21 protein-coding genes and 2 tRNA genes are annotated in these 24,402 nt (G+C 49.3%); 8 read left to right on the forward strand and 15 right to left on the reverse strand.

Going from position 1 to position 24,402, the window contains the following annotated elements; all coding sequences use genetic code 11:
• The first annotated feature begins 37 nt into the window (after positions 1–37).
• Positions 38–442, forward strand: coding sequence for an ectoine synthase (locus BV405_RS07710; RefSeq protein WP_086480299.1), 405 nt, complete (start codon positions 38–40; stop codon positions 440–442).
• An 80-nt stretch (positions 443–522) separates the two neighbouring features.
• On the opposite strand, the gene rarD is transcribed toward BV405_RS07710, so the two are convergent.
• Complete coding sequence (gene rarD, locus BV405_RS07715; protein WP_086480300.1) at positions 523–1,419, reverse strand: EamA family transporter RarD; 897 nt, start codon at positions 1,417–1,419, stop codon at positions 523–525.
• A gap of 371 nt (positions 1,420–1,790) precedes the next feature.
• Between rarD and BV405_RS07720 the strand changes: the two genes are divergently transcribed.
• Positions 1,791–2,282, forward strand: a complete 492-nt coding sequence (locus BV405_RS07720) for a MarR family winged helix-turn-helix transcriptional regulator (RefSeq protein WP_086480301.1) — start codon at positions 1,791–1,793, stop codon at positions 2,280–2,282.
• 122 nt (positions 2,283–2,404) lie between these two features.
• On the forward strand, positions 2,405–3,556 hold the full coding sequence (locus BV405_RS07725) for a methyltransferase (RefSeq protein WP_086480302.1): 1,152 nt from the start codon (positions 2,405–2,407) through the stop codon (positions 3,554–3,556).
• A gap of 95 nt (positions 3,557–3,651) precedes the next feature.
• On the opposite strand, the gene BV405_RS07730 is transcribed toward BV405_RS07725, so the two are convergent.
• The 5 genes from BV405_RS07730 to BV405_RS07750 all read right to left on the reverse strand — a co-directional run bounded on the left by BV405_RS07730 (position 3,652) and on the right by BV405_RS07750 (position 9,389).
• Entirely contained in the window at positions 3,652–4,470 is an 819-nt protein-coding gene (locus BV405_RS07730; protein WP_086480303.1) for a DUF2971 domain-containing protein, read from the reverse strand.
• 9 nt (positions 4,471–4,479) lie between these two features.
• Positions 4,480–5,001: a DUF3124 domain-containing protein gene (locus BV405_RS07735; protein ID WP_086480304.1), complete on the reverse strand. Its 522-nt coding sequence runs from the start codon at positions 4,999–5,001 to the stop codon at positions 4,480–4,482.
• A 355-nt stretch (positions 5,002–5,356) separates the two neighbouring features.
• Positions 5,357–6,532: an acetyl-CoA C-acyltransferase FadA gene (fadA, locus tag BV405_RS07740; RefSeq protein WP_086480305.1), complete on the reverse strand. Its 1,176-nt coding sequence runs from the start codon at positions 6,530–6,532 to the stop codon at positions 5,357–5,359.
• Positions 6,533–6,660: 128 nt separating this feature from the next.
• Positions 6,661–8,808: a fatty acid oxidation complex subunit alpha FadB gene (fadB, locus tag BV405_RS07745; RefSeq protein WP_086480306.1), complete on the reverse strand. Its 2,148-nt coding sequence runs from the start codon at positions 8,806–8,808 to the stop codon at positions 6,661–6,663.
• Between the two features lie 505 nt (positions 8,809–9,313).
• A tRNA-Asn gene (locus tag BV405_RS07750) sits at positions 9,314–9,389 on the reverse strand.
• Between the two features lie 220 nt (positions 9,390–9,609).
• On the opposite strand from BV405_RS07750, the gene BV405_RS07755 reads away from it, so the two are divergent.
• Both BV405_RS07755 and BV405_RS07760 read left to right on the forward strand, forming a co-directional pair.
• Entirely contained in the window at positions 9,610–10,041 is a 432-nt protein-coding gene (locus BV405_RS07755; protein ID WP_086480307.1) for a LexA family protein, read from the forward strand.
• Positions 10,042–10,050: 9 nt separating this feature from the next.
• A complete protein-coding gene (locus BV405_RS07760; protein WP_245832273.1) occupies positions 10,051–11,379 on the forward strand; it encodes a Y-family DNA polymerase in 1,329 nt (442 codons plus the stop codon).
• Between the two features lie 21 nt (positions 11,380–11,400).
• Here the strand turns inward: BV405_RS07760 and BV405_RS07765 are convergent, their stop codons facing one another.
• The 9 genes from BV405_RS07765 to thrS all read right to left on the reverse strand — a co-directional run bounded on the left by BV405_RS07765 (position 11,401) and on the right by thrS (position 19,399).
• Positions 11,401–11,937, reverse strand: coding sequence for a hypothetical protein (locus BV405_RS07765; RefSeq protein ID WP_086480308.1), 537 nt, complete (start codon positions 11,935–11,937; stop codon positions 11,401–11,403).
• A 155-nt stretch (positions 11,938–12,092) separates the two neighbouring features.
• Positions 12,093–12,169 (reverse strand) — tRNA-Pro (locus BV405_RS07770).
• Positions 12,170–12,346: 177 nt separating this feature from the next.
• Positions 12,347–12,658: an integration host factor subunit alpha gene (gene ihfA / locus BV405_RS07775; RefSeq protein WP_086480309.1), complete on the reverse strand. Its 312-nt coding sequence runs from the start codon at positions 12,656–12,658 to the stop codon at positions 12,347–12,349.
• A gap of 5 nt (positions 12,659–12,663) precedes the next feature.
• Positions 12,664–15,039, reverse strand: coding sequence for a phenylalanine--tRNA ligase subunit beta (gene pheT / locus BV405_RS07780; protein ID WP_086480310.1), 2,376 nt, complete (start codon positions 15,037–15,039; stop codon positions 12,664–12,666).
• Positions 15,040–15,143: 104 nt separating this feature from the next.
• Positions 15,144–16,127 carry a phenylalanine--tRNA ligase subunit alpha gene (pheS, locus tag BV405_RS07785; protein ID WP_086480311.1) on the reverse strand — a complete coding sequence of 328 codons (984 nt, stop codon included), beginning with the start codon at positions 16,125–16,127 and terminating at the stop codon, positions 15,144–15,146.
• A gap of 126 nt (positions 16,128–16,253) precedes the next feature.
• Entirely contained in the window at positions 16,254–16,610 is a 357-nt protein-coding gene (rplT, locus tag BV405_RS07790) for a 50S ribosomal protein L20 (RefSeq protein ID WP_086480312.1), read from the reverse strand.
• Positions 16,611–16,639: 29 nt separating this feature from the next.
• Positions 16,640–16,834: a 50S ribosomal protein L35 gene (gene rpmI, locus BV405_RS07795; protein ID WP_077242513.1), complete on the reverse strand. Its 195-nt coding sequence runs from the start codon at positions 16,832–16,834 to the stop codon at positions 16,640–16,642.
• 106 nt (positions 16,835–16,940) lie between these two features.
• Entirely contained in the window at positions 16,941–17,510 is a 570-nt protein-coding gene (gene infC, locus BV405_RS07800; protein WP_425435135.1) for a translation initiation factor IF-3, read from the reverse strand.
• Positions 17,504–19,399 (reverse strand): threonine--tRNA ligase, encoded by a 1,896-nt coding sequence (gene thrS / locus BV405_RS07805; RefSeq protein ID WP_086480314.1) that lies wholly within the window; start codon positions 19,397–19,399, stop codon positions 17,504–17,506. Before thrS ends, infC begins: the two co-directional genes overlap by 7 nt.
• A gap of 370 nt (positions 19,400–19,769) precedes the next feature.
• Between thrS and BV405_RS07810 the strand changes: the two genes are divergently transcribed.
• Genes BV405_RS07810 through BV405_RS07820 form a run of 3 tightly spaced genes read left to right on the forward strand, consistent with a single transcriptional unit; the run spans position 19,770 to position 24,386 of the window.
• Positions 19,770–21,419, forward strand: coding sequence for an HD family phosphohydrolase (locus BV405_RS07810; protein ID WP_086480315.1), 1,650 nt, complete (start codon positions 19,770–19,772; stop codon positions 21,417–21,419).
• A gap of 33 nt (positions 21,420–21,452) precedes the next feature.
• Positions 21,453–22,220, forward strand: a complete 768-nt coding sequence (locus BV405_RS07815; protein ID WP_086480316.1) for a 3',5'-cyclic-nucleotide phosphodiesterase — start codon at positions 21,453–21,455, stop codon at positions 22,218–22,220.
• A 12-nt stretch (positions 22,221–22,232) separates the two neighbouring features.
• Positions 22,233–24,386, forward strand: a complete 2,154-nt coding sequence (locus BV405_RS07820) for a CHASE2 domain-containing protein (RefSeq protein WP_086480317.1) — start codon at positions 22,233–22,235, stop codon at positions 24,384–24,386.
• Positions 24,387–24,402 lie beyond the last annotated feature (16 nt).

A 24,402-nucleotide genomic window follows, 5' to 3' on the forward strand; every position in this document is an offset into this window, starting at 1 on the left:
GTATCAAAGTCGTTATTGATTATTTGAGGTTAACCACATGATTGTTCGCCAACTTCAGGAAGTTGAAAAAACCGATCGCTGCGTAAAATCCGATAACTGGAAAAGCGTTCGTATGTCGCTGAAAAACGACAACATGGGATTCTCGTTCCACATCACCACTATCTACGCCGGTACTGAGACCCCAATCCACTACCAGAACCACCTGGAAACGGTTTACTGCATCAGCGGTTACGGTGAAGTAGAAACCGTAGAAGATGGCAAGATCTACCCGATCAGCCCGGGCACCATCTATATTCTGGACAAGCACGACAAGCACCTGCTGCGCGCCCACGAAGGTGAAGATATCGTTTTTGCCTGTGCCTTCAATCCGCCACTGAACGGTAAAGAAGTGCATGACGAAAACGGTGTATACCCTCTGGAAGCGGAAGAAGTTGCGGAGTAATACACCGAAACTTATGGCTTACGCCGGTAGCGCTCAAAAAAATAGCCAGCAATGCTGGCTATTTTTTTACCGGTCGAAAACTAGGCCGCCGGAATATCCGGATAACGCTTCATCCGCCAAACCTTCTGCACACCTTCCACCACCAGCAAGCCAACTGCTGTCCATATCGCGATATAGGTCAGGCGCTCGTGCTCGGCGATACTCTCGCCCAACAGTAAAGACACAAAGACCAGCAGCACAGGCTCCAGATAGCTCAACAGACCAAACAGGCTAAAGGTCAGCAGCTTGGCCGACAGCAGATAGAAAATCAGCGCCAGCGCACTGATCAGCCCCAGCCCGATTACCAGCCACCAGAGCGAATCATTCTGAGAGAAAGCACCGGATTCACCCGTTCCCAGCGCAAACCAGCCCGCCATCGGCAGCAGCAAAAACATATCGCACCAGATACCGCCCAAATGATCATTACCCTGCCAGCGACGCAACATAAAGTAGAGCGGATAACCGATCGCCACCACAAATGTTTCCCAGGATACCGCTCCGGTCTGCCAGACCTGATTCGCCACACCCACCAAAGCCGCTATCACCGCCAGTAGCTGCCAGCGGGACAGCTGCTCACCGTAAACAAAGCGCCCCAGAATCACCATCACCAAAGGCATCATAAAGTAACCCAGCGATACCGGCAGACCACTGCCATTCACCGGAGCCCACATAAAGAGCCACAGCTGAACGCCCACCAGAGATGCCGACAAAGGCAGCCCCAACCAAAGGAAAGGCCTTTTTTTCAGCTCCTGAAACAGGGAAACCACCAGACGCCACTCACCGCTCAGCCACAGATACAGACTGACACCCGGCAGAGTAAACAGCATACGCCAGCCGAAAATCTGCTCGCCATCCAGGGGTGCAAGCCAAGCCGGATAGTAATACAGCAGGGCAAACATAAAGGATGACGACAACAGCAAAACCACTCCATTCGTCACGGCTTTACTCCTTTTACAAAAACAGTAGATATGATGGATACCAGAAGAACATTAGCAACGGCAGAATTATGAAGCGGCGATGTTACCAGTTTTCCGCCAAAGAGGAAGGTTGCGGTAAAATATCGTTTATTTTTCAAAAGGTTAATTATAAGCTGCAGCGAAAATCCGAAGCTAAAAATTCAGCACAACACCGACAGGTCGATTCGGCTGACACAATTCCGTCTGAACAGGCTTTATTTACCATTTATTTCCGGTAATCTGAGCAGTTTAGGCTAGCTAAAGGCGGCAAACCCGCTATCATTGCCTATTGTCGAAACCTTTCGTTCAAGATCCAAATTACAGACCCACATTCAGGTAAATTAAGAAGACTCATGCAATCGTACGAAGAAGTTCTTGTTGCTATCCGCCAGATTATTCGCGGTATCGATCTACACTCCAGAAAGCTGAATAAAAGCACTGGCTTAACCGGTCCTCAGCTGGTGATTCTGCAGGAACTTGAGAAGGGTGGTGAAAACTACACGATCCGTGAGCTGTCGCAGATGGTAAACCTGAGTCAGGCAACGGTAACCACCATTCTGGATCGCCTTGAAGTCAAAGGTCTTGTGGTTCGCCAGCGCAGCACTATCGACAAACGTAAAGTGCATGTTCTGCTGACCGAAAAAGGTAACGAGCTGCTGAGCGAATCCCCAACCGCTCTGCAGGAAGAATTTATCAGCAAATTCCAGAGTCTTGAGAGCTGGGAACAGAACCTTCTGCTCTCCTCTGTTCAGCGCATCGCCCAAATGATGAACGCCGAGAAACTGGATGCCGCGCCTTACCTTGAAGTAAACAGCTTCACTCCTGAAAAGAAGCAGGACGCCTGACCATAAAGCCTGCTGCAGGCTGAATGCCTTCTGCTGATGATCCGAAGCTGCCTACACAAAAGCAGCTTCGATAATCCTGATCCTTAGCTATCCGACTCCGACCGCTCAATAAGGCCATCTCTATGGAACAACTCTGCGTGCCTCAGGGCCAGTTTCAGCTCAGCCGTTATCCTCACCGGGAAAAAGATACTCTTCGCGCCTGGGATGCTGCTGACGAATACATTCTTAACCATCTGGCCGATGAGCAGATTCCGCTGAGCGGCAATATTCTGATTTTGAATGACAGCTTTGGTGCATTAAGCACTGCACTGGCAGCGCACAATCCGGCCATGATGAGCGATTCCTTTCTGGCAGAACAGGGTCTGAAACAGAACCTGCTACAGAACGGTCTGGAAGAGACTCGGGGTCGCTTTCTGAACAGCCTTGAAACACCGGACAAACCGCTGGATCTGGTACTACTGAAAATTCCGAAAAGCCACTCCATGCTGGAAGAACAGCTGCACCGTATCCGTCCCTTTGTGCATACAGGCACTAAGATTATCGCAGGGGCGATGACCAAGCTGGTGCACACCAACACCCTGAAGCTGTTTGAACGCATCATAGGTCCGACCAAGACATCACTGGCGGTTAAAAAAGCTCGCCTGATCTTTTCTGACGTCGCTGACCTTAAACTGCCGGATAACCCTTACCCACTGACACTGGATCTGAAGGGCGAACAGTTTACCCATAATCACTACACCCTCAGCAACCATGCCAATGTCTTCTCCCGCGAGAGCATGGATATCGGCTCCCGCTTTTTCCTGCAGATTCTGCAGCAGGAAAAGGTCGGATCCGATGAAGACCTGTCTATTGTCGATCTGGGCTGTGGTAACGGTGTGGTGGGCGTTATTGCTACTGAGCGCTTCCCTAATGCACAGCTGCATTTTGTTGATGAATCCTATATGGCAGTGGACTCCGCGCGTATCAACTTCCAACGCGCCTTCCCCGAGCGGGAAGCCCGCTTTACCGCCACCGATTGCCTTGCAGGACTTGAAGCCAATAGCGCAGACCTGATCCTGAACAACCCGCCCTTCCACCAGCAGAATGTGGTCGGTGACTTTATCGCCCTGCAGATGTTCAAAGAATCGAGAAAAGTACTCAAGAAAGGTGGTGCGCTTTGGGTCGTCGGCAACCGGCACTTAGGCTACCACGCAGCCCTGAAGCGTCTGTTCGGTAACTGCACACTGGTCGCCAGCAATAAGAAGTTTGTGGTACTGAAAGCGGTGAAACGCTGATTTCGCAGAGGGGCAGATTCTCTTTAAGAAAATAGAATTCTTTCCATGTATGCTCTAGGACAACAAATTAGATCCCTGCCCCCTCTATAGCCGCCCTACTTCTTGGCGCTATATTTTGATGGCTTTGCTTTTAACTGCCACGAATGGACATCGGGCTCACAATGCCAGAGCTTTAAATCTCGCTGCCCCCAAGATAAAAGTACTCTTTCTAGCTCATCATCCGTAAGTAACTTTTTCTTACTTACATTCTTATAAATATGACGTCCCAAATAAATTTCTTTTATGGAATCTATTGGTATGTCTAAGCAATAAAGCGGCCGACCTGAAACCTTTATCTTATTCCACTCACCACTTCGTCCCTCGTCAAAGTGGTAGCTCAGCGGTAATCCCGATATATCTTTGACAACTCTAACCTCTTCTTCATAGCCCCATTCACTGGATTTATATAGAAATGCCCGTTTAACGAGATTGAATGTGTCAGAGTTAAATTCAATACCATTACCGATACTCATCAATTCAGCAGCACTTGGCGCAGGCAGATTGTTATGCGGCTTGGTTGCAGAGTAAATAACCTCTCCATATTGACTAGGAATCACGCAGTTTTCTTTATCTGAAAAGCCAGCAATATCAGTATCTACACCAAGCACAACCCCTTGATGCTCATCTCCATAGTGCGACCACATAAGAGAGTTCAAGGGCCTTCTAGTCAAGGACAAAACCCCATAGTTTCTTGAAAACCGGTTTTTACATGCCCCTGTAGCAATGCCAGCAGAGAGCAACCCACAGCCTTCTTCAAATCCAAAAGATGTGCATTCAAAAGGATCATTTAGATCCTCCAAGCATGAAAACCCTAGTGACGAATTTTCAATAACCATTCGTGCAGCTTGGAATGACATGTATTTATATAAAATCACATAAAGTCCTCACTCACACGGCAGCAGCTTCACGCTGCGGGATGAGAAACTCAGCCCTTTAGTGCCGCGATAGCCCGCCATAACCGCTTCGATCAGAGGCTCCTGTGCATTTTCATCGGTTGCCCAATGCACGATAAAGTTAGCGCCCGCTCCGCCGGAAAGATCCTGCTGATCGATCACGAAAGATGCGGTTGCCATAGGTGCCAGGGCAAACCAGCTGTTCATCAGGCTATCGAGTTTTTTACCTGTGGTATCGAAGTAGTCCACGCGCTTAATGATCAGGCGTTTATCGACGTTCATATTGCGCACGCTCAGGGTCACCGCCAGCGGCACCTGAGAGTTTTCAGACAGGAAGATATGAGAATAAGCCGGGACATAAACCGAACAATCACGAGTGGCTTTAACCTCTTCCGGTTGTACCGGATAAAAGTGTGCACCATGACCGGGGCTTTTACGCAGCAGTTCACTATGAGCCGGTAACGCGGCCATACATGCCATAAGTGCCAGCCCGACCTTTAATACCTTCTTCATAAACTGCTCCCTCTGTCCTTTGCTGATATACCCGCAGTATACCCAGTTACCCGACTCAGGGACGAGTACAGATATTATTCAGCACACCGGTTATTCCAGCCTGATAAGTCAGATCAGAGATTAAGAGGGGAAAGAGGGAAAGAGGGAAAGAAATCGCAGGCATAAAAAAACCGGCCCCGTGAAGAGGGCCGGCACTTCTAATCAGTTGTTGTGTTCGTTGGCTCAGTCTTAAACACAACACAGAAGTTCAAGAGTGTGCAGGTGCCACTAGCTTTTGACTAAAGGGATTAGCAAAAAGTGCTATGTAGGCTGACGTGCAGGCTCAGTTGCACGCCGGACAATCCGAGCGACTGGATCACAGACGCTCGAATACGGTTGCCACGCCCTGCCCCATGCCGATACACATGGTAGCCAGACCGAGGGTTCCACCTTTCTGCTCCATAACATTCAGCAGAGTGGTAGAGATACGGGTACCGGAACAACCCAGAGGGTGACCCAGTGCGATTGCGCCGCCGTTCAGGTTCACTTTGTCGTCAACCTTATCCAGCAGTTGCAGATCTTTCAGTACAGGAATCGCCTGTGCTGCGAAAGCTTCGTTCAGCTCAACGTAGTCGATATCGTCGATGGTCAGACCTGCCGCTTTCAGTGCTTTCTGAGAAGCCGGTACAGGACCGTAACCCATGATGGACGGATCACAACCCGCTACGCCCATAGAACGAATCTTGGCGATTGGCGTCATACCCAGCTCCTGTGCGCGCTGTGCCGACATCACCAGCATGCCGGAAGCCCCTACAGACAGCGCAGAAGACTGACCTGCAGTTACGGTACCATTGCGGGGATCAAATACCGGACGCAGACCCGCCAGACTCTCCATGGAGGTCTCAGGACGAATCACTTCATCATAGGTGATCAGCTTACGGAAACCGTCGGCATCGTGACCTTCAACACCGATGATCTCTTTGTCGAAACGACCAGCCTGCGCAGCTTCATACGCCAGTTTGTGTGAACGCACACCGAAGGCATCCTGATCTTCACGGCTTACACCGTGCATTTTGCCCAGCAGCTCAGCGGTCAGGCCCATCATCATCGCCGCTTTAGCAGCGTATTTAGACGCAGACGGGTTTACATCAACACCGTGCATCATATCGACGTGGCCCATGTGCTCAACGCCACCGACCATGTAAACGTCACCCAGACCAGCCTGAATGTTAGCTACTGCGATGTGCAGTGCTGACATAGAGGAACCACACAGACGGTTTACAGTTTGCGCAGGTACTGTCTTAGGAATACGGGTCAGGATGGACGCGTTACGGGCGATATCGTAACCCTGCTCCAGGGTCTGGTTAACACAACCCCAAACGATGTCATCGATCTCAACCGGGTCGAGACCTGTATTACGATCCAGCAGACCTTCCATTACAGCAGCGGACAATTCTTCAGCACGAACATTGCGGAAAGCACCATTCTTCGCTTTCGCCATGGCACTACGCGCGCCATCTACAATTACTGCATCACGAGGATTCAGGCTCATGATCTTCTCCTAAATTTTTTGTTCTGTTTCCGGCTGAATCAGATTCTGAACTCTGCATTCAGCCGGATATCGCAGTTCGGTTTATCTGGCTGTTGAACCAGGAGCCCCATAAAGCAGGGCTCACGGTATTAGAAGTAGGTTTTACCTTCAGCAGCCATTGCGCGCATTTTCTCAGTCGGCTGGTACAGAGGACCCAGCTCTTCAGCGTACTTGTCTGCCATCGCACAGAAGGCTTCAAGGCCGATGCTGTCGATGTAGCGCAGCGCACCACCACGGAATGGAGGGAAACCGATACCGAAGATCAGACCCATGTCTGCTTCAGACGCTGTTTCTACAATGCCATCTTCCAGACAACGAACCGTCTCGATGCACAGAGGAATCATCATGCGCTCGATGATGGCTTCATCCGTCAGTTCACGGCTGTCCTGAACCAGAGGTTTCAGCAGGTCGTATGCGGCTTCATCAACCACTTTCTTCGGACGACCTTTGCGATCTTCTTCATAGGCATAGAAGCCCAGCTTATTCTTCTGACCCAGGCGCTTAGCGTTATACATTACGCTCAGTGCAGTCTCGCCTTCACGAGCCATACGATCCGGGAAGCCTGCAGCCATAACATTGTTAGCATGTTCAGCGGTATCCATACCCACAACATCCAGCAGGTATGCAGGGCCCATCGGCCAGCCGAATTTCTCCATCACCTTATCAACGCGCTGGAAGTCAGCACCGTGCTCGATCAGACTCATAAAGCCGCCGAAGTAAGGGAACAGAATACGGTTCACCAGGAAGCCCGGGCAGTCGTTAACCACAACAGGGGTTTTGCCCATTTTCTTCGCGTAGGCAACGGTTGCTGCAATCGCTTTCTCGCTGGTTTTCTCGCCGCGAATCACCTCAACCAGTGGCATCTTGTGTACCGGGTTGAAGAAGTGCATGCCGCAGAAGTTTTCCGGACGCTTCAGGTTCTCCGCCAGAGAGGTGATGGAGATGGTTGAAGTGTTCGAAGTCAGGATGGTGTCTTCAGATACCTGATCTTCCAGCTCCGCCAGAACCGCGCCTTTGATCTTAGGATTCTCAACAACTGCTTCTACCACCAGATCAACGTCACCGAAGTCTCCGTAGCTCAGGGTTGGACGAATTGCATTCAGGGCATCAGCCATCTGTGCTGGTGTCATGCGCTTACGCTCAACACGCTTAGCCAGCAGCTTTTTAGCTTCATCAAGACCCAGCTGCAGTGCTGGCTCGTTGATATCTTTCATCATGATTGGCGTGCCTTTGTAGGCAGACTGGTAAGCAATACCACCGCCCATGATACCGGCACCCAGTACCGCAGCCTTATTCACCGGCTGAGCATCTTTCTCATAAGCTGAAGATTTCTTCTTCAGCAGCTGGTCGTTCAGGAACAGACCCACCAGGCTGTTAGCAACCGGGGTGCGCGCCATACGGGCAAAGCTTTTTGCTTCGGCTTTCTGCGCCTTTTCACGACCTTCAGAAGCACCTTTCTGGATGCTCTTAATTGCTTCGATCGGAGCCGGGTAATGAGGACCCGCCTGACCGGCAACAAAGCCTTTCGCAGTCTCGAAAGACATCATAGATTCGATCATGTTCAGCTTCAGCGGCTCCAGCTTCTCCTGACGCTTAGCCTGCCAGTTCAGCTTGCCGGCATTCGCCTGCAGAATCAGATCAACAGCAGCAGCATCCAGCTTCTCAGGAGCAACAACTGCATCCAGAGCGCCTTCTTTCAGTGCAGCTTCTGCTTTCTTCTCTTTAGTGGCGCAGATCCATTCGATCGCATTGTCGTTACCGATAATACGTGGCAGACGAACCGTACCGCCCCAACCCGGGATGATGCCCAGCTTAACTTCCGGCAGACCAACGCGGGCAGCAGTAGAGCCGACACGGTAGTCAGTAGTCAGACAGATTTCGAAACCACCACCCAACGCAATGCCGTTGATCGCGGTTACGGTTGGGTACGGCAGGTCTTCAACACGGTTGAAGATCTCGTGTACCGCCATGTTCATCTCAACCAGTTCTTCTTCAGACTGACCGAAAGCATCGTGGAATTCAGTGATATCAGCACCAACAATAAATACATCTTTGGCACTGCGGATAACCAGACCTTTGAGACCTTCAGCCTTAGCCAGCGCCTGAGTTGCCTCATCCAGTTCCTGAATCGTCATACGGTTAAATTTGTTGACGGACTCACCCTGCAGATCAAAGGTCAGCTCAGCAATACCACCTTCAATCTCTTTTACCGTGATGGCTTTACCTGCGTAAATCATCCACTGCTCTCCCCATTGGGTCTTGGTTCTTTCCCTCAGCTGACGACTTAATCCTTATTATTGTGATTGCGCATCAGCTGAAGCCAGTTGTTCTGTTGCATGCCTCTGAATTGATAAACGATGGATTTTGCAACCATGTTTCATACAGATATTTCATACAACCGTTTGAATATGGAATTACAATGCGTCAAAAATGAGAAACTGTCAAACCCTTTATAGGTTAAAAATTCATTTTTAGCGCGACCTGAAGGTCATAAAAACAAGAGCAAGGCAGGTAGGCTCTGGCAGCTTCTGTTTAAAACTCACCTGCAGGGTGCTGAGGTTCTCTGGAGAACAGCAGAGAATACGGGGTCTAAGAGTTTAGATGAGAAGAAGGAAAGCCTGATGCTGGGCCTGGCCCAGAAAAAGATTCTGACCGAAGACTCTTAAAGAGATTCAGATCAGCAACTGAGGAATTTCAGACATAAAAAAACCCGCTTTCCGTAGAAAGCGGGTTTTTCGAATTTGGCTCCCCGAGCAGGACTCGAACCTGCGACCAATAGATTAACAGTCTACTGCTCTACCAACTGAGCTATCAGGGATCTCTTTCTCTTCAAGAGATGGGAGGTATTATAGCCCTATCTTTATGAAATACAAGCATTTATTTTGAAAAAATTTCAATTTTCTTAACGGACCTCCGCAGCCCTTGTCATACGGCCATTTCAGGTCATTCTTTTGAATATTGCTGTATATACAAACAATACTGTATATTTAGCCAATACATTTTATTTCAACACCACCAGCATCAAACCGAGGTCGATTATGTCTCTGCACTCGATTCAACCTGTGGGCATTCCGGACTCAAACCACCAGATACCTTTGGCCAATAGCCGGGTATCCGCTGGCTTCCCTTCCCCAGCAGATGATTACGTGGAACGTCATCTGGATTTGAATGAAAAACTGATTCGCCACCCATCAGCAACCTTCCTGATGAAGGTTGAAGGTGATTCTATGATCAATGCGGGTATGCAGGATGGCGATCTGCTGATTGTTGACCGCGCCATTCAACCGGCACCGGGAAAAATCGTGATCGCAGCGGTGAATGGCGAGCTCACCGTTAAGCGTCTGACCCTTTATCAGGGCTGTTACTGGCTACAACCGGAAAACCCGAAATACCGCCCGATTCCACTGGATGAATCCAACGATTGTTTTGTCTGGGGCGTGGTGTCTCACATTATTCATAACTGCGCCTGATCCGAAGCGATGAGATCTGAACAGGCTGAATCAAGCAATAACAGGGTTAAACCTCTGATCGCACTGGTTGACTGCAATAACTTTTACGCCAGTTGCGAACGGGTTTTCGAACCAGCCCTCTACGGCAAACCGATCGGGGTACTGTCGAATAATGATGGCTGCATTATCGCCCGTTCTAACGAGCTGAAAGCCCTGAGTATCGAGATGGGCGCTCCGGCCTTTCAGGTTTACCCTCATGTTAAGCGACTGGGCATCACTCTGCGCTCATCCAACTATGCCCTCTATGGCGATATGTCGGCCCGAGTCATGCAGGTGCTGACCGAGCTTAGCCCAAGTGTTGAACGCTACTCCATTGATGAAGCCTTTGTTGACCTTACCGGCATGAACGAGCAGAGCATCGGTTTTTGTCGGCAACTGGCAGACACTGTTCCCCGCTACACCGGCATTCCCGTTTCCGTAGGGGCCGCCCCCAGCAAGACACTGGCAAAGATTGCCAACCATCTGGCTAAAAAACAGCCGGGCAGAAACAGCGTTTGCGTTTTTCAGAGTGCTGATGATGCCGAACTGCTTCAATGGCTGAAAAATTTGCCCGTGGAAGAGATCTGGGGCGTGGGTAAACGACTGGGACAAAAGCTGCGCCTGAAAGGGATAGAAACCGCGATGGATCTTCGGGAAGCCAACCCGCAGCAGCTGAAAAAGAACTTCAGTGTACTGGTTGCCAGAACCCAGATGGAGCTTCAAGGAACGCCCTGCATCCATCTGGATGAAGCTCCAGAGCCCAAGCAAAGCATTATGTGTTCCCGCTCATTCAGCCAGTCCACTAACAGCCTGAACGATCTTAAAGCCGCTATCCGCTTTCACTGTCAGAACGCCTGCGAAAAGTTACGCGGCCAGAATAGTCTTGCTCAAGCGGTACTGGTGTCGATTCGATCCCGTTCAGAGCGCTTTAAAGGCCGCTCTTATGATGCCTCTGCTATCGCTCTGCCACAGGCTACCGACGACACCCAACAGATACTGCACACTGCACAGCAGCAGCTGGAGATGATCTATCAGCCCGGTATGCGCTATCACAAGGCAGGCATTATGCTGCTGGATCTGATTCCCTGGCGACCGATGCAATTGGGCCTGCTGGAAAGTGAACAACTGGCATTAAAAGAAGATGGCGAGAAAACTCAGAAACTGATGCAAACGCTGGATCAGCTGAATCATAAGATGGGACGACATACCGTCGCCTTTGGTCTGCCGGTGGAAGATGCCCGCTGGCAGATGAAAATGGCCCATCGCTCTCCCCGCTACACCACATGCTGGAGTGAAATCCCCACGGTGAAAGCCTGCTAAAGCAGAGACAGCAGAGCTTGTCTAAACAATCTGGATCAGAGGCTGTTCACCATCAAAGTCCGGCAGCAGCCATATCTGCTCAAACGGATAATCCGTTTCATCAAAAGTCATTGCCACATTCAGCAACTCAGAGCGGGTCCAGATCGGACTGACATTACGAATTACCAGCCAGACGCGATCCGATTCGTAATGCTTTTTCGCTTTACTGTGCAAAAGACTCAGAAGTGCGGCCCGAAGACGATCACAGGGATCAACCGCGGTCAGCTCTTCCAGATAATGCCAGATCAGGTCGGTATTATCCCGGTCACGGACATGCTTGGCTTCTTCCGAGGTGGCATACAGATGCGCTATCTCAAGATCCAGCGGCTTGCCCTGAAAATAGCAGGAGATATCCGGCTTGGAAGGCTCGTTATGCCAGATATGACGCATCGGCTCGTTAAAATCCTGCTCATACCGGCGCATAAAGAGACGCGCTGCATCCCGCTCCAGCAAACGCTTTTCGAGATCTGAATGACTGACCGGAGAACCGGTCTGGGTATGGCGGGGATCTGACGTCATAACAACACAGCTAACCTGATGATGAATAACCTGATTTTATCGGTGCGAGGCTGTCGAGTAAAACTCGCCACTCAAACATATAGACCACACAAACAACAAAACTGCAGACATAAAAAAACGGCATCTCAATTGAGATGCCGTTTTTCTGAATTTATTGGTCGGGACGAGAGGATTCGAACCTCCGACCCCTACAACCCCATTGTAGTGCGCTACCAGGCTGCGCTACGTCCCGAACCTGATCAGCATTATACAAATGAGCTAATGCTTTGCAAATATATTTTACTGCGCAATCAAGCAGTTAGCCTTGCCCCCTGAACATCAGGCTTATATTGCAAAGCTACAAAAACAGGAAAACCCGAGACAATCAAATTGACTCGGGTTTTAAGCCTGTCGCCGGCGTTAACCTGGGCTATTGCTGCTGATATTCCGGATCATCGAAACTTTCAACACGGGATTTAAGCTTTTGCCCCGGACGGAAGGTCACCACACGGCGAGCTGAGATCGGAATCTCTTCACCGGTTTTTGGGTTGCGTCCCGGACGTTCCCGCTTATCCCGCAGGTCAAAGTTACCAAAGCCTGAAAGCTTAACTTGCTCATTATCTTTCAGGCATTCACGAATTTCTTCGAAGAACAGTTCAACCATGTCCTTCGCTTCACGTTTGGTAAGACCTAACTCAAGATACAGCTTTTCTGCCATTTCAGCTTTAGTTAACGCAGACATCTCTATCAGCTCCTCAGGCTTGCACCAAACTGCTCCTGTGCTGCGGATACAATTTGATCGACAAGGCTATTAATTTCCTCATCATTTAGAGTGCGCGAAGCATGCTGCCACGTCAAGCCCAAAGCAACACTTTTTCGTTGTTCTTCAACGCCTTTGCCTTGATAAACATCGAATAAGCGCAGTTCTTTCAGCCATTCACCAGCCTTCTCACGCACAGCAGCCATCAGGTGAGCAACCGGGGTATTTTCATCAATGATGAAAGCCAGGTCGCGGCGCACTTCAGGATACTTGGACAGAGAATCGAACTTAGCCACATTGCCGGATTGCAGTGCTGACTGTTTGATTTCAAACACGTACACGCTGCCTTTCAGGCCCAGCTCTTTCTGTACTGACGGGTGCAGAGCACCGATAAATCCGATCGCTTCACCGTTACGCACAATCTGAGCAGTCTGCCCAGGGTGCAGAGCAGGATGCTGCGCCGGTTCAAAGCTGACTTCAGCCAGAATACCGCTGTCATCCAGCAGAGCTTCCAGATCACCTTTCAGATCAAAGAAGTCCATTGGCTGAGAATCACCGGTCCAACCTTCAGGCTCACGGCTACCGGTTGCAATAACGGCAACCATAGGATCCTGAACCATTTCTTCACCCTGCTGGATGAAGCACTGACCGCTTTCAAACAGACGGATACGGCCCTGCTGACGGTTCTGGTTGTACTGTACCGCTTTCGCCAAACCGGCAATCAGGGTAGTACGCATCACAGACAGATCAGCAGAGATCGGGTTGGCCAGCGCGATCGGAGTATTCTTCGGATCAAACAGCTTAGACAGACCAGGCTCGATAAAGCTGAAAGTGATCGCTTCCTGATAACCACGGGCTGCCAGCGACTGACGAATCAGGCGGATTGGCTTAATCGCCTCAGGCTGAGCTTCGATACCCAGCGCCATGGTCGGGCTCTTAACCGGTAGGTTGTCATAACCGTAAACACGGGCAACTTCTTCGATCAGGTCAGCTTCGATGCTGATATCGAAACGGTAGCTCGGCACGGCTGCACGCCAGTTATCACCTTCTTTGGTCAACTGAAGACCCAGACGGGTCAGGATATCTTCAACTTTCTCAGCCGGCATCTCCATGGCCAGCATCTGATTCAGACGCTCAGCACGCAGTACCACATCGTTACGAACCGGCAGCTTGCTCTCTTCAACCGCTTCAACCACAGGACCGGCTTCACCGCCTACGATATCCAGCAGCAGCTGAGTTGCACGTTCCATTGCGCGCGCCTGCAGAGTGAAGTCCACACCACGCTCATAGCGGTGCGAGGAATCCGTGTGCAGACCGTAGGAACGGGCACGACCCGCGATAGAGATCGGCTCGAAGAAGGCACATTCCAGGAAAATATCAGACGTCTCGTCAGTTACTTTGCTCTGCTCACCACCCATGATACCGGCCATAGCAACGGCTTTCTCATGGTCGGCAATCACCAGAGTATCAGCGTTCAGCTTAACTTCAGAGCCATCCAGCAGCTGCAGAGCTTCATCCTGCTCCGCCAGACGCACCTTGATGCCACCAGACAGTTTCGCCAGATCAAAGGCGTGCATCGGCTGACCCAGTTCCATCAGCACAAAGTTGGTGACATCAACCACAGGATCGATAGCACGCACACCACTGCGACGCAGCTTCTCGACCATCCACAGCGGCGTGGTTGCAGTCGGATTGATACCCTTGATCACACGCCCCATGTATCGTGGGCAGGCATCGCTATTGATCAGCTCAACCGGGAAGGTTTCTGAAGCAGTTGCAGTTACTGCCGCCACTTCCGGTACGTTAACCGGAGTCTGGGTCAGTACACCCACTTCACGGGCCAGACCTGCCAGGCTCAGACAGTCACTGCGGTTTGGCGTCAGGTCCACCTCGATGATGGTGTCATCCAGGTTCAGGTATTCGCGCAGATCAGCACCCACAGGTGCATCCGCCGCCAGCTCCATGATGCCGCCATGATCATCGGAAATACCCAGCTCGTCTTCCGCACACAGCATGCCGAAGGACTCTACCTGACGCAGCTTGGCTTTTTTGATTTTAAAGTCGCCCGGCAGAACCGCGCCCACTTTAGCGAAACCGGTTTTCAGACCGGCACGGGCATTGGCCGCACCACAAACAACCTGAAAGGTTTCGGTACCATCAGATACTGAACAAACCTGCAGTTTGTCAGCATTAGGGTGTTGTTCGGCGCTGATAATTTCGCCAACAACAACACCAGAGAAATCTTTGGCAGCTTTTTCTACGCCATCAACTTCCAGACCGGACAGGGAAAGCAGACTTTCCAGCTCATCCGTTGTGATGGATGGATTCACCCATTCACGGAGCCACTGTTCACTGAATTTCATTGTTCTTTCCTGAATCTTGTTTCTTGCAACTGCTGTTACAGCTGAGATCAGCTGTCTGACAGCGAACCGTTCTTAAAAACCATCCTGATTAGGACAGCCACGCATTAGCGCAGCTGACTCAGGAAACGCAGGTCGTTATCAAAGAACAGACGCAGGTCATTTACGCCGTAGCGCAACATCGCCAGACGCTCAACACCCATACCGAAGGCAAAACCTGTGTACTCTTCAGGATCAATACCAGAGCACTCAAACACTTTCGGGTGAACCATGCCGCAACCCAGCACTTCCAGCCACTTACCGTCACCACGGTCAATATCCACTTCAATGGATGGTTCGGTGAATGGGAAGTAAGAAGGACGGAAACGTACTTTCACATCATCTTCAAAGAAGGCTTTCAGGAACTGCTCCAGAATGCCTTTCAGATCAGCAAAGCTGATGTTTTTATCAACCAGAAGACCTTCAACCTGATGGAACATCGGGGAGTGCGTCTGATCGGAATCACAACGGTAAACACGGCCCGGGCAGATAATGCGAATCGGTGGCTTGTCACTTTCCATCGTACGCACCTGAACCGGTGACGTGTGCGTACGCAAAACAGTGTTCGCATTAAAGTAGAAGGTATCGTGCATCGCACGCGCCGGGTGGTGCGCGGGGATGTTCAGGGCTTCAAAGTTGTGATAATCGTCTTCGATCTCAGGGCCTTCCGCCACACTGAAACCGATAGAACCAAAGAAATCTTCAATACGTTGGATGGTTTTGGTCACAGGGTGCAGACCTCCAACTGACTGGCCACGGCCAGGCAGAGTTACATCCAGAGTTTCTGCTGCCAGTTTGGCCTGCAGTTGCGCCGTATCAATATCGGCTTTACGGGCATTCAGGTCCTGCAGCAAAGCTTCTTTTGCTTTGTTGATCTCGTCGCCAGCTTTCGGGCGCTCTTCCGGTGACAACTTGCCCAAGCCTTTCAGCAGCTGGGTCACTTCACCTTTTTTACCTAAATACTGAACACGGATCTGATCCAGCGCCTGTGCATCGCTCGCTTCAGCGATGGCAGAACGGGCCTGATCTACTAGGGTTGCAAGATTTTCCATCGTCTGTGGGCTCCAAATAAAAATAGGGGAAGACGTAAGCGCCTTCCCCTATTTAAGACTTATGCTAAAAGCACAGTCATCATCATTGCTCCGGGCGGTATGATGGATACAGCCCGGGACACGATCTTAAGCTAGCGCTGCTTTCGCTTTTTCAACGATGGCAGCAAATACCGCTTTCTCGTGAACAGCCAGATCAGCCAGCACTTTACGGTCGATTTCAACGTTGGCTTTTTTCAGGCCTGCGATGAAACGGCTGTAAGACATGCCATTGATGCGCGCACCAGCGTTGATACGTGCAATCCACAGAGCGCGGAACTGACGCTTACGCTGACGACGGTCACGGTATGCATACTGACCTGCTTTGATAACCGCTTGCTTAGCTACGCGGAATACACGGCTACGAGCACCGTAGTAACCTTTAGCTTGCTTAAGAACTTTCTTATGGCGACGACGCGCCACTACACCACGTTTTACGCGAGGCATAACACTCTCCTGACTTTAGAATTCAAAAATTACAGATTTGGCAGCATGCGTTTTACTAACGCCTGATCCGCAGCATGCAGCTGCTTCATTGGGCGAAGCTGACGCTTACGCTTAGTCGATTTTTTGGTCAGGATGTGGCTACGGAAAGATTGCTTGTGCTTGATTCCGTTACCAGTCTTGCGAAAACGCTTTGCAGCGCCGCTGTTTGATTTGATTTTAGGCATTGTAAACAATACTCCGCATTCAAGTTTTTTTATCTGATAAACAACACTAAGCCGCCGAGCCTGACAGTAAACCATCAAGCGCAGCGGTTAAGATGTCGAACCAGGATTACTTTTTCTTCTTCGGCGACAGCAGCATCACCATCTGACGGCCTTCCAGTCTCGGACGAGACTCAACGACAATCATATCCCCCAGGTCTTCTTCGATGCGTTGCATCAGTTTCATACCCAGTTCTTGGTGAGCCATCTCACGACCACGGAAACGTAGTGTGATCTTCGCTCTGTCACCATCTTCCAGGAAACGTATCAGGTTGCGCAGTTTTACCTGATAATCCCCATCTTCCGTTCCAGGACGGAACTTAACTTCCTTGACTTTAGTCTGAGTCTGGTTCTTCTTCTGAGCTGCTTTCTGCTTCTTCAGCTCATACTGATAACGACCGTAATCCATAATCTTACATACGATCGGCTCAGATTTAGCGATTTGAACCAAGTCCAGACCGGCCTCGGCGGCTTTTGCCAGTGCTTCAGCAAGTGGAACTACGCCCACCTGTTCACCATCAGCATCAATTAACCGCACTTCCTTAGCACGAATGTTCTCATTAATCGGTGCAACCTCTACGTTGCGACCTCTTGGGTTATTCCGCTTAATAGCTAAATCTCCAATAATTCTTTTTAGCAGCCAGTAGTTAGCAGCGTTTCGACCTGCTCAAGACTCATGCTACCCAGGTCTTCACCAGAGCGGGTACGCACAGCAACACTTCCTGACTCTACTTCTTTATCGCCGATAACGGCCAGATAAGGCACTTTATGAATAGTGTGCTCACGGATTTTAAAGCCGATTTTTTCGTTTCTCAAGTCCGAAGAGGCACGAATACCTTTATTTCTCAGGCTTTTTTCAATTTCAGCGCAATACTCAGCCTGTTTATCGGTGATATTCATAATCACAAGCTGCTTCGGAGCCAACCAAGCAGGCAGCGCACCAGCATAGTGCTCGATCAGAATACCGATAAAACGCTCGAATGAGCCCAGAATCGCACGGTGCAACATAACAGGAGTCTGACGCTCGCCATCATGATCAACATACTCAGCACCCAGACGACCCGGCATCGAGAAGTCTACCTGAATAGTACCACACTGCCAGACACGACCCAGACAGTCTTTCAGGGAGAATTCAATCTTAGGACCGTAGAAGGCACCTTCACCCGGCAACTCTTCCCACTCCAGCTCTTTCTGGTTCAGCGCATCAGCCAGAGCCTTTTCAGACTTATCCCAAACCTCGTCAGAACCTACACGCTGCTCAGGACGGGTCGACAGTTTGTACTCGATATCGGTAAAACCAAAGTCATGGTAAACCTGATGCAGAAAGTCGATAAAGCTGGATACCTCTTCCTGAATCTGATTTTCAGTACAGAAGATATGAGCATCATCCTGCGTAAAGCCACGAACACGCATCAGACCGTGCAGAGAACCTGAGAATTCATTACGGTGACAGGAACCAAACTCAGCCAGACGCAGCGGCAGATCACGGTACGACTTCAAGCCCTGATTGAACACCTGAATGTGACACGGGCAGTTCATCGGCTTAACAGCGTAGTCGCGATGCTCAGAATGGGTGGTGAACATCTGGTCATGGAATTTATCCCAGTGACCGGACTTCTCCCACAGCGTACGTTCAACAACCTGAGGTGTTTTAATCTCTTTGTAGTCGTGCAGATCCAGCTTACGACGCATGTAGCTTTCGATAGTCTGATACAGAGACCAGCCTTCCGGATGCCAGAACACCATACCCGGAGCTTCTTCCTGCATGTGAAACAGGTTCAGCTGTTTACCCAGCTTACGGTGATCGCGCTTTTCAGCTTCTTCGAGGCGGTGCAGATACTCTTTCAGGGCTTTCTTATCAGCCCAGGCTGTACCATAGATACGCTGTAGCATCTCGTTATCAGAGTTACCACGCCAGTACGCACCAGCAACCTTCATCAGTTTAAAGGCTTTGATATGACCGGTAGAAGGAACATGAGGGCCACGACACAGATCGATGAAGTCGCCTTGCTGATAGAAAGACAGCGGCTGATCACCCGGGATATCCTTGATGATCTCAACTTTGTACTTTTCGCCTTTCTCTTCAAACAGGCTGATCGCATCTTCACGGGACAGAACAGAGCGATCAACTTTGAAATCTTTCTTCGCCAGCTCTTTCATACGCGCTTCGATCTTCTCAAGATCTTCAGGCGTAAAAGGACGCTCAAAGGCAAAGTCGTAGTAAAAGCCATTTTCAATAACAGGACCGATAGTTACCTGTGCAGTAGGAAACAGATCCTGAACGGCCATTGCCATCAGGTGAGCACAGGAGTGACGGATTGTATCCAGCCCCTCTTCATCACGGGCAGTGATAATTGCCAGTTCCGCGTCGTCTTCGATCAGAAAAGACGTATCAACCGGAACACCATTAACTTTGCCAGCCAGAGCGGCTTTTGCCAGACCAGCACCAATATCAGCAGCAACATCATAAACAGTAACAGCCTGATTAAACGAACGCTGGCTGCCATCAGGAAGAGTAATAACGGGCATATTGAATCCTACATTATATTAAGCCGACCCCCACGAAAGGCCTGCTTTAATGGACTGGAAATACAAGGACTGAACCACACATCAGCCTTAGATACCGACGCACAACAATAAAACACTCTGTAATTGTGCGAGGCGCGCGATAATAACACTCATATAAAAGTGATGCTATCGCACTGTCGAAAACATTGGCTTAAACTAATGACAAGATTCGAACATGATTCAGAATACAGTCGCATCATTCCGGCTTGATAAAATACCGATTCAGAACAATGCGAACCATGCACCTTCCATCAGGTAAAAAACTGATATCATGTGCCCTAAAAAAGGGGTCAGAAAACATAGCGCTATACCCCTGATCAAGGCGAAGAATATGCACAACAAGAGTCACGAGCCCAATTTGTCCATTCTGGATACGCTGAACGAGATCGGTATCGCTCTGTCAGCAGAAAAAAACATGGACAGCCTGCTTGAGCGAATACTGATCAACGCCAAGAAGCTGACCGGTGCAGATGGCGGCACACTCTACCTCTACAACGCCAAGACTCAATCTCTTGAGTTCCGTATCGTTCGCACCGACTCATTGGGAATCAAACTTGGCGGTGAAACCGGCGCACCCATTAATGCCAACTTTCGCCCCCTTCCGCTCTATTTAGACGACGCCACCCCCAATGAACAGATGATCGCCGCTTATGCCGCAATTCATAAAGAGATCATCAATATCGAAGATGCCTATACCGTCACTCATTTCGACTTTAGCGGAACCCGAAAATTCGACGAAAGCACAGGCTATCGCTCAAAGTCCTTTCTGACCATCCCGATGACCAACCATGAAAATGACATCATGGCGGTCCTTCAACTACTTAACAAAGTTGAAGAAGAGAGCGGCGAAGTTATCCCCTTCTCCCATCAGGATCAGAAATTGGCCGAGTCTCTGGCTTCTCAGGCAGCTGTAGCCCTGACCAACCAGGGGCTGATCGATGAGATGCAAAACCTATTCGATGCCTTCATCAAACTGATTGCAACCGCGATTGATGAAAAGTCACCCCACACCGGCAATCACTGTCGCCGGGTACCTGAAGCCACCATGATGATCGCCGAAGCGGCCCATCATAGCGGCGATGACTACTTTAAAGAGTTCTCCATGGACTCGACTGATCGCTATGAGTTGAAAGTTGCCTCCTGGCTGCACGACTGCGGAAAAATCACCACACCAGTACACGTCGTTGAAAAAGCCACTAAACTCGAAACCATCCATGATCGCATTGAACTCGTTGCTGCCCGCTTTGAAATTCTGCGCCGTGACCTCGAAATTTCCATGCTAAAACAACGGATTAAAGCTCTGGAAAAAGGAGACACAGATCACACTTCGATTATCAGCAACTACGAAAAGTTAGCCCAATCCCTTGCGGAAGACCTGAGTTATGTTAAAAACTGTAACAAGGGAGGAGAGTTTATGGCTGACGAACAGGTTGCACGGGTTGAAAGCCTGTCTAAACTCAGCTGGATTGATATGGAAGGCAAAGAGCAACCTCTGATCACAGAGGAAGAGTGCTACAACCTGACCATTCGACGAGGCACCATTACCGCAGAAGAGCGTGAGATCATTAACAACCATATGACACTCACCATCCGTATGCTGGAACAGCTTCCATTTCCAAAACATCTGCGAAATGTTCCGGAATATGCCGGCGGACACCACGAACGCATGGATGGCAAAGGCTATCCAAGAGGCCTGACCCGTAACGAAATGTCGATTCCAGCCAGAATTATGGCCGTAGCCGATGTCTTTGAAGCTCTGACTTCATCGGATCGCCCGTATAAGAAAGCCATGCCTTTATCCCAGACACTGACCATCATGGGACGCATGGTAGAGGACAACCACCTTGATCCGGATATTTTCAGGCTATTTGTTGATTCGCAGGTTTATCTGGAATACGCAGAGAAGTTTCTGAAACCAGAACAAATTGATGAAATAGATGTTGCGCAACTGCCAGGGATGAATATCAGCGCAGCCATCTAATATAAAAACTAAGTACGCAAGGAAAAGAATAAGATGTGGATTTCAATTTTGGGCTGCAGCGGCGGCATAGGCCCCGGCAACCGCACAACATCAATCCTGATTGATGACGACATCCTGCTGGATGCCGGCAGCGGTGTGGGCGACCTGCAGCTACAGCAGATGGCAAAAATCCGCCACATCTTTATCTCTCATTCTCATCTGGACCATATCGCCTTCCTGCCCTTCCTGGTGGACAGTATCTTCAGCCAGATCAAGGAACCTATCCAGGTTTACGGCCTGCCAGAGACAATCAAAGCCCTTAAAGACCATATCTTTAACTGGTCAATCTGGCCGGACTTTTCAGAACTGCCCAACAAGGAAAACCCCGTCATGCAGTTCAACATTATGGCTCCACACACCAGCATTCAGGTAGGCGACAGAAAAATCACTTCTATTCCGGTTGAACATGTTGTACCCGGCGTAGGCTTCTGCGTTGAAAACGCCGAAGGCAAAAGCTTTGCTTTCAGCGGAGACACAGCGACAAACAACAGCCTATGGAAGGCACTTAACAAGCTGCCATCCCTGAACACTCTGATGATCGAGTCCGGCTACCCAAACAGCATGGAAGCTCTCAGCAAGATGGCTCAGCATTACACACCTGCAATCCTTGCTGACGACCTGAAAAAACTAAATCACAAACCACACCTGCTGATTTCACATCTGAAGCCAGGCATGGAGATTCAGATATCCGAGGAGCTTCACGAGTACTTAGCAGAATACCAAGTGACATGCATCAAAAGTGGCGACAGCATTCAAATCTAATTTGAGAACCCTATGAACAGAAGCCAGGCACGGCGCCTCAAAGCTGGAAGTCTAATATTTCTTATCACAAGCTTACTGACTGTACAGCTACACTCCTTTGGAGTTTTCGATCGACTGGAATGGATATCTTATGACCATAGGCAGAGTTACTTCCGTTCAGATAAAGCTGCTCATGATGACATTGCCATCATTCTAATCGATGAATCATCGTTACAGGCATTAGCCCCAGTCGCAGGCCGCTTCCCCTGGCCAAGAAGCATCTACTCCGATTTGCTTGAGTTTCTCTCTTACGGAGAACCCAGAGCAATACTCTTTGATATCTTATTCACAGAGTCACAGAATGCAGACAATCAAAATCAGGACGACGACCTATCATTCGCAATGAGCACAGCTTCATTGGGCAATGTTTTTCACGCCAGTCAAATTATGTCTGTAGCTGATGATGAAATTGGTGACAAAACCCTAAACCGCCCCCTCCCTGAAGACTTTATCGAGCAATTCGACCTCAAGCTGACTATCGGAACCAACGATCTTGCAACCAACAGCTACACCCTCCCCTATCCGACCCTATACCAAGGAGCCGCAGGGATTGCATCTGTTGATATGTCGCCAGAGCAAGATGGTGTTTATCGAAACGTATATCCTTTCCGGTTCTATCAGGGAATAGCCCTACCCGGATTAGGATTCGCACCTTTTTCTTGGCAAACAACACTAAATAAAACAGACACAAATATCACCATTGGAAACTCAACAATACCGCTGCTTGATGATGGCAGATACCCAGTAAATATGGCCGGAAAGTTCAATACGTACTCATTCGCCGGTTTACTGGCATCACTTAACCAGATAAGAAGCGGCGACGTTGAAAATCTAATCGTCAACCCCGAAGAGTTTGCCGATAAAATTGTATTTATTGGGGCAAGCGCAGTCGGGCTTGAGGATATCAAAGCAACCCCAGTTCTTTATCAAACACCAGGAGTTATGATTCATGCCTCTGTTGCCAGCAACATACTCGAAAATGACTTTCTCGCCCCCCCTCCACCAGGGTTAAAGTACTCGTCTATTTTGGTATTAGCGTTAATTTCGACCCTATCTGTTCTGGCCTTTAAAAACTTTTTACTTCAGGTAAGTCTTCCGATAGCTATCACATCAGCGTACGCACTCATTTGCTATGTCTTATTCAACAACAACCAAATCATCACCCTAGTAGCTCCAGTATTTTCCTCAACTATTGCCGCCGCTGCGGCATTAAGCTTTCTCGCAATGACCGAAGGTAAAGACAAACAGCGTGTCCGCAAGATGCTGTCGCAATATGTATCTCCAGCAATTCTGACTGAAATGGTAGACAAAACGGATGAATTAGCGAAAGCAGATATTGGCTCAGTTGAAACGCTAACCATTCTTTTCTCTGATGTCAGAGGCTTTACCTCCATATCAGAAAACCTCAATGCTACTGAAGTTGTCGAGCTACTAAACATTCATCTTGGTGCCATGAGCGATGTTATTTTTAAATACAGAGGCACATTGGACAAGTTTATTGGCGACGCTATTATGGCCTTTTGGGGAGCCCCCATAAAATCAGAACATCATGCCAACGAAGCAGTAGAGTCAGCTCTTGCCATGGTCAGGGAATTAAGGAACGTTAACAAACAGCTTAAGGAAAAAGGATATAAATCAATCAAGGTAGGCATCGGCCTTCACACAGGGGATGTTGTATTGGGCAATATTGGCTCTTCCAAGAAACTCGATTACACAATTATTGGGGACAATGTTAACTTGGCCTCTCGAATGGAAGGGCTTACTAAGAATTATCACTGCGAAGTATTAATCACTGAAGATACGGTGAAGGCACTTACCACTGAAATTCCCTGTTTAAAGGTAGATGTTGTTCGCGTAAAAGGTAAAAAACACCCGACATCAGTGTATATTCCTTTCGATACAAGCATAATGTCAGAAAAAGAAGTTGACTTGACTTGGGACTACCATCGAATCAGCGACCAAGCATTCCAAAAATATCTTAATCGGGAATGGATGGATGCCATTGCGTTATTTGAGCAACTACCGGAGATTCCAGCCATAATTGATATGATAATGCGTTGCGAACACTACAAAACCTCTCCGCCCCCTAAAGACTGGGACGGAGTTCATACCATGACAACCAAATAGTAAACACCATTAGGTA

Source organism: Oceanospirillum sanctuarii (assembly GCF_002150805.1).
In the GTDB taxonomy this organism is placed as follows: domain Bacteria; phylum Pseudomonadota; class Gammaproteobacteria; order Pseudomonadales; family Halomonadaceae; genus Oceanospirillum; species Oceanospirillum sanctuarii.

Excerpts from the sequence above, each read along its gene's own strand:
- BV405_RS07720 (WP_086480301.1), top strand. The coding sequence starts at position 1,791 with ATGCAATCGTACGAAGAAGTTCTTGTTGCTATCCGCCAGATTATTCGC.
- fadA (WP_086480305.1), bottom strand. The coding sequence starts at position 6,532 with ATGAGCCTGAATCCTCGTGATGCAGTAATTGTAGATGGCGCGCGTAGT.
- BV405_RS07820 (WP_086480317.1), top strand. The coding sequence starts at position 22,233 with ATGAACAGAAGCCAGGCACGGCGCCTCAAAGCTGGAAGTCTAATATTT.
- pheT (WP_086480310.1), bottom strand. The coding sequence starts at position 15,039 with ATGAAATTCAGTGAACAGTGGCTCCGTGAATGGGTGAATCCATCCATC.
- rplT (WP_086480312.1), bottom strand. The coding sequence starts at position 16,610 with ATGCCTCGCGTAAAACGTGGTGTAGTGGCGCGTCGTCGCCATAAGAAA.
- BV405_RS07735 (WP_086480304.1), bottom strand. The coding sequence starts at position 5,001 with ATGAAGAAGGTATTAAAGGTCGGGCTGGCACTTATGGCATGTATGGCC.
- BV405_RS07755 (WP_086480307.1), top strand. The coding sequence starts at position 9,610 with ATGTCTCTGCACTCGATTCAACCTGTGGGCATTCCGGACTCAAACCAC.
- BV405_RS07725 (WP_086480302.1), top strand. The coding sequence starts at position 2,405 with ATGGAACAACTCTGCGTGCCTCAGGGCCAGTTTCAGCTCAGCCGTTAT.
- fadB (WP_086480306.1), bottom strand. The coding sequence starts at position 8,808 with ATGATTTACGCAGGTAAAGCCATCACGGTAAAAGAGATTGAAGGTGGT.
- rpmI (WP_077242513.1), bottom strand. The coding sequence starts at position 16,834 with ATGCCTAAAATCAAATCAAACAGCGGCGCTGCAAAGCGTTTTCGCAAG.
- BV405_RS07815 (WP_086480316.1), top strand. The coding sequence starts at position 21,453 with ATGTGGATTTCAATTTTGGGCTGCAGCGGCGGCATAGGCCCCGGCAAC.
- thrS (WP_086480314.1), bottom strand. The coding sequence starts at position 19,399 with ATGCCCGTTATTACTCTTCCTGATGGCAGCCAGCGTTCGTTTAATCAG.
- BV405_RS07765 (WP_086480308.1), bottom strand. The coding sequence starts at position 11,937 with ATGACGTCAGATCCCCGCCATACCCAGACCGGTTCTCCGGTCAGTCAT.
- pheS (WP_086480311.1), bottom strand. The coding sequence starts at position 16,127 with ATGGAAAATCTTGCAACCCTAGTAGATCAGGCCCGTTCTGCCATCGCT.
- BV405_RS07810 (WP_086480315.1), top strand. The coding sequence starts at position 19,770 with ATGCACAACAAGAGTCACGAGCCCAATTTGTCCATTCTGGATACGCTG.
- BV405_RS07760 (WP_245832273.1), top strand. The coding sequence starts at position 10,051 with ATGAGATCTGAACAGGCTGAATCAAGCAATAACAGGGTTAAACCTCTG.
- ihfA (WP_086480309.1), bottom strand. The coding sequence starts at position 12,658 with ATGTCTGCGTTAACTAAAGCTGAAATGGCAGAAAAGCTGTATCTTGAG.
- BV405_RS07710 (WP_086480299.1), top strand. The coding sequence starts at position 38 with ATGATTGTTCGCCAACTTCAGGAAGTTGAAAAAACCGATCGCTGCGTA.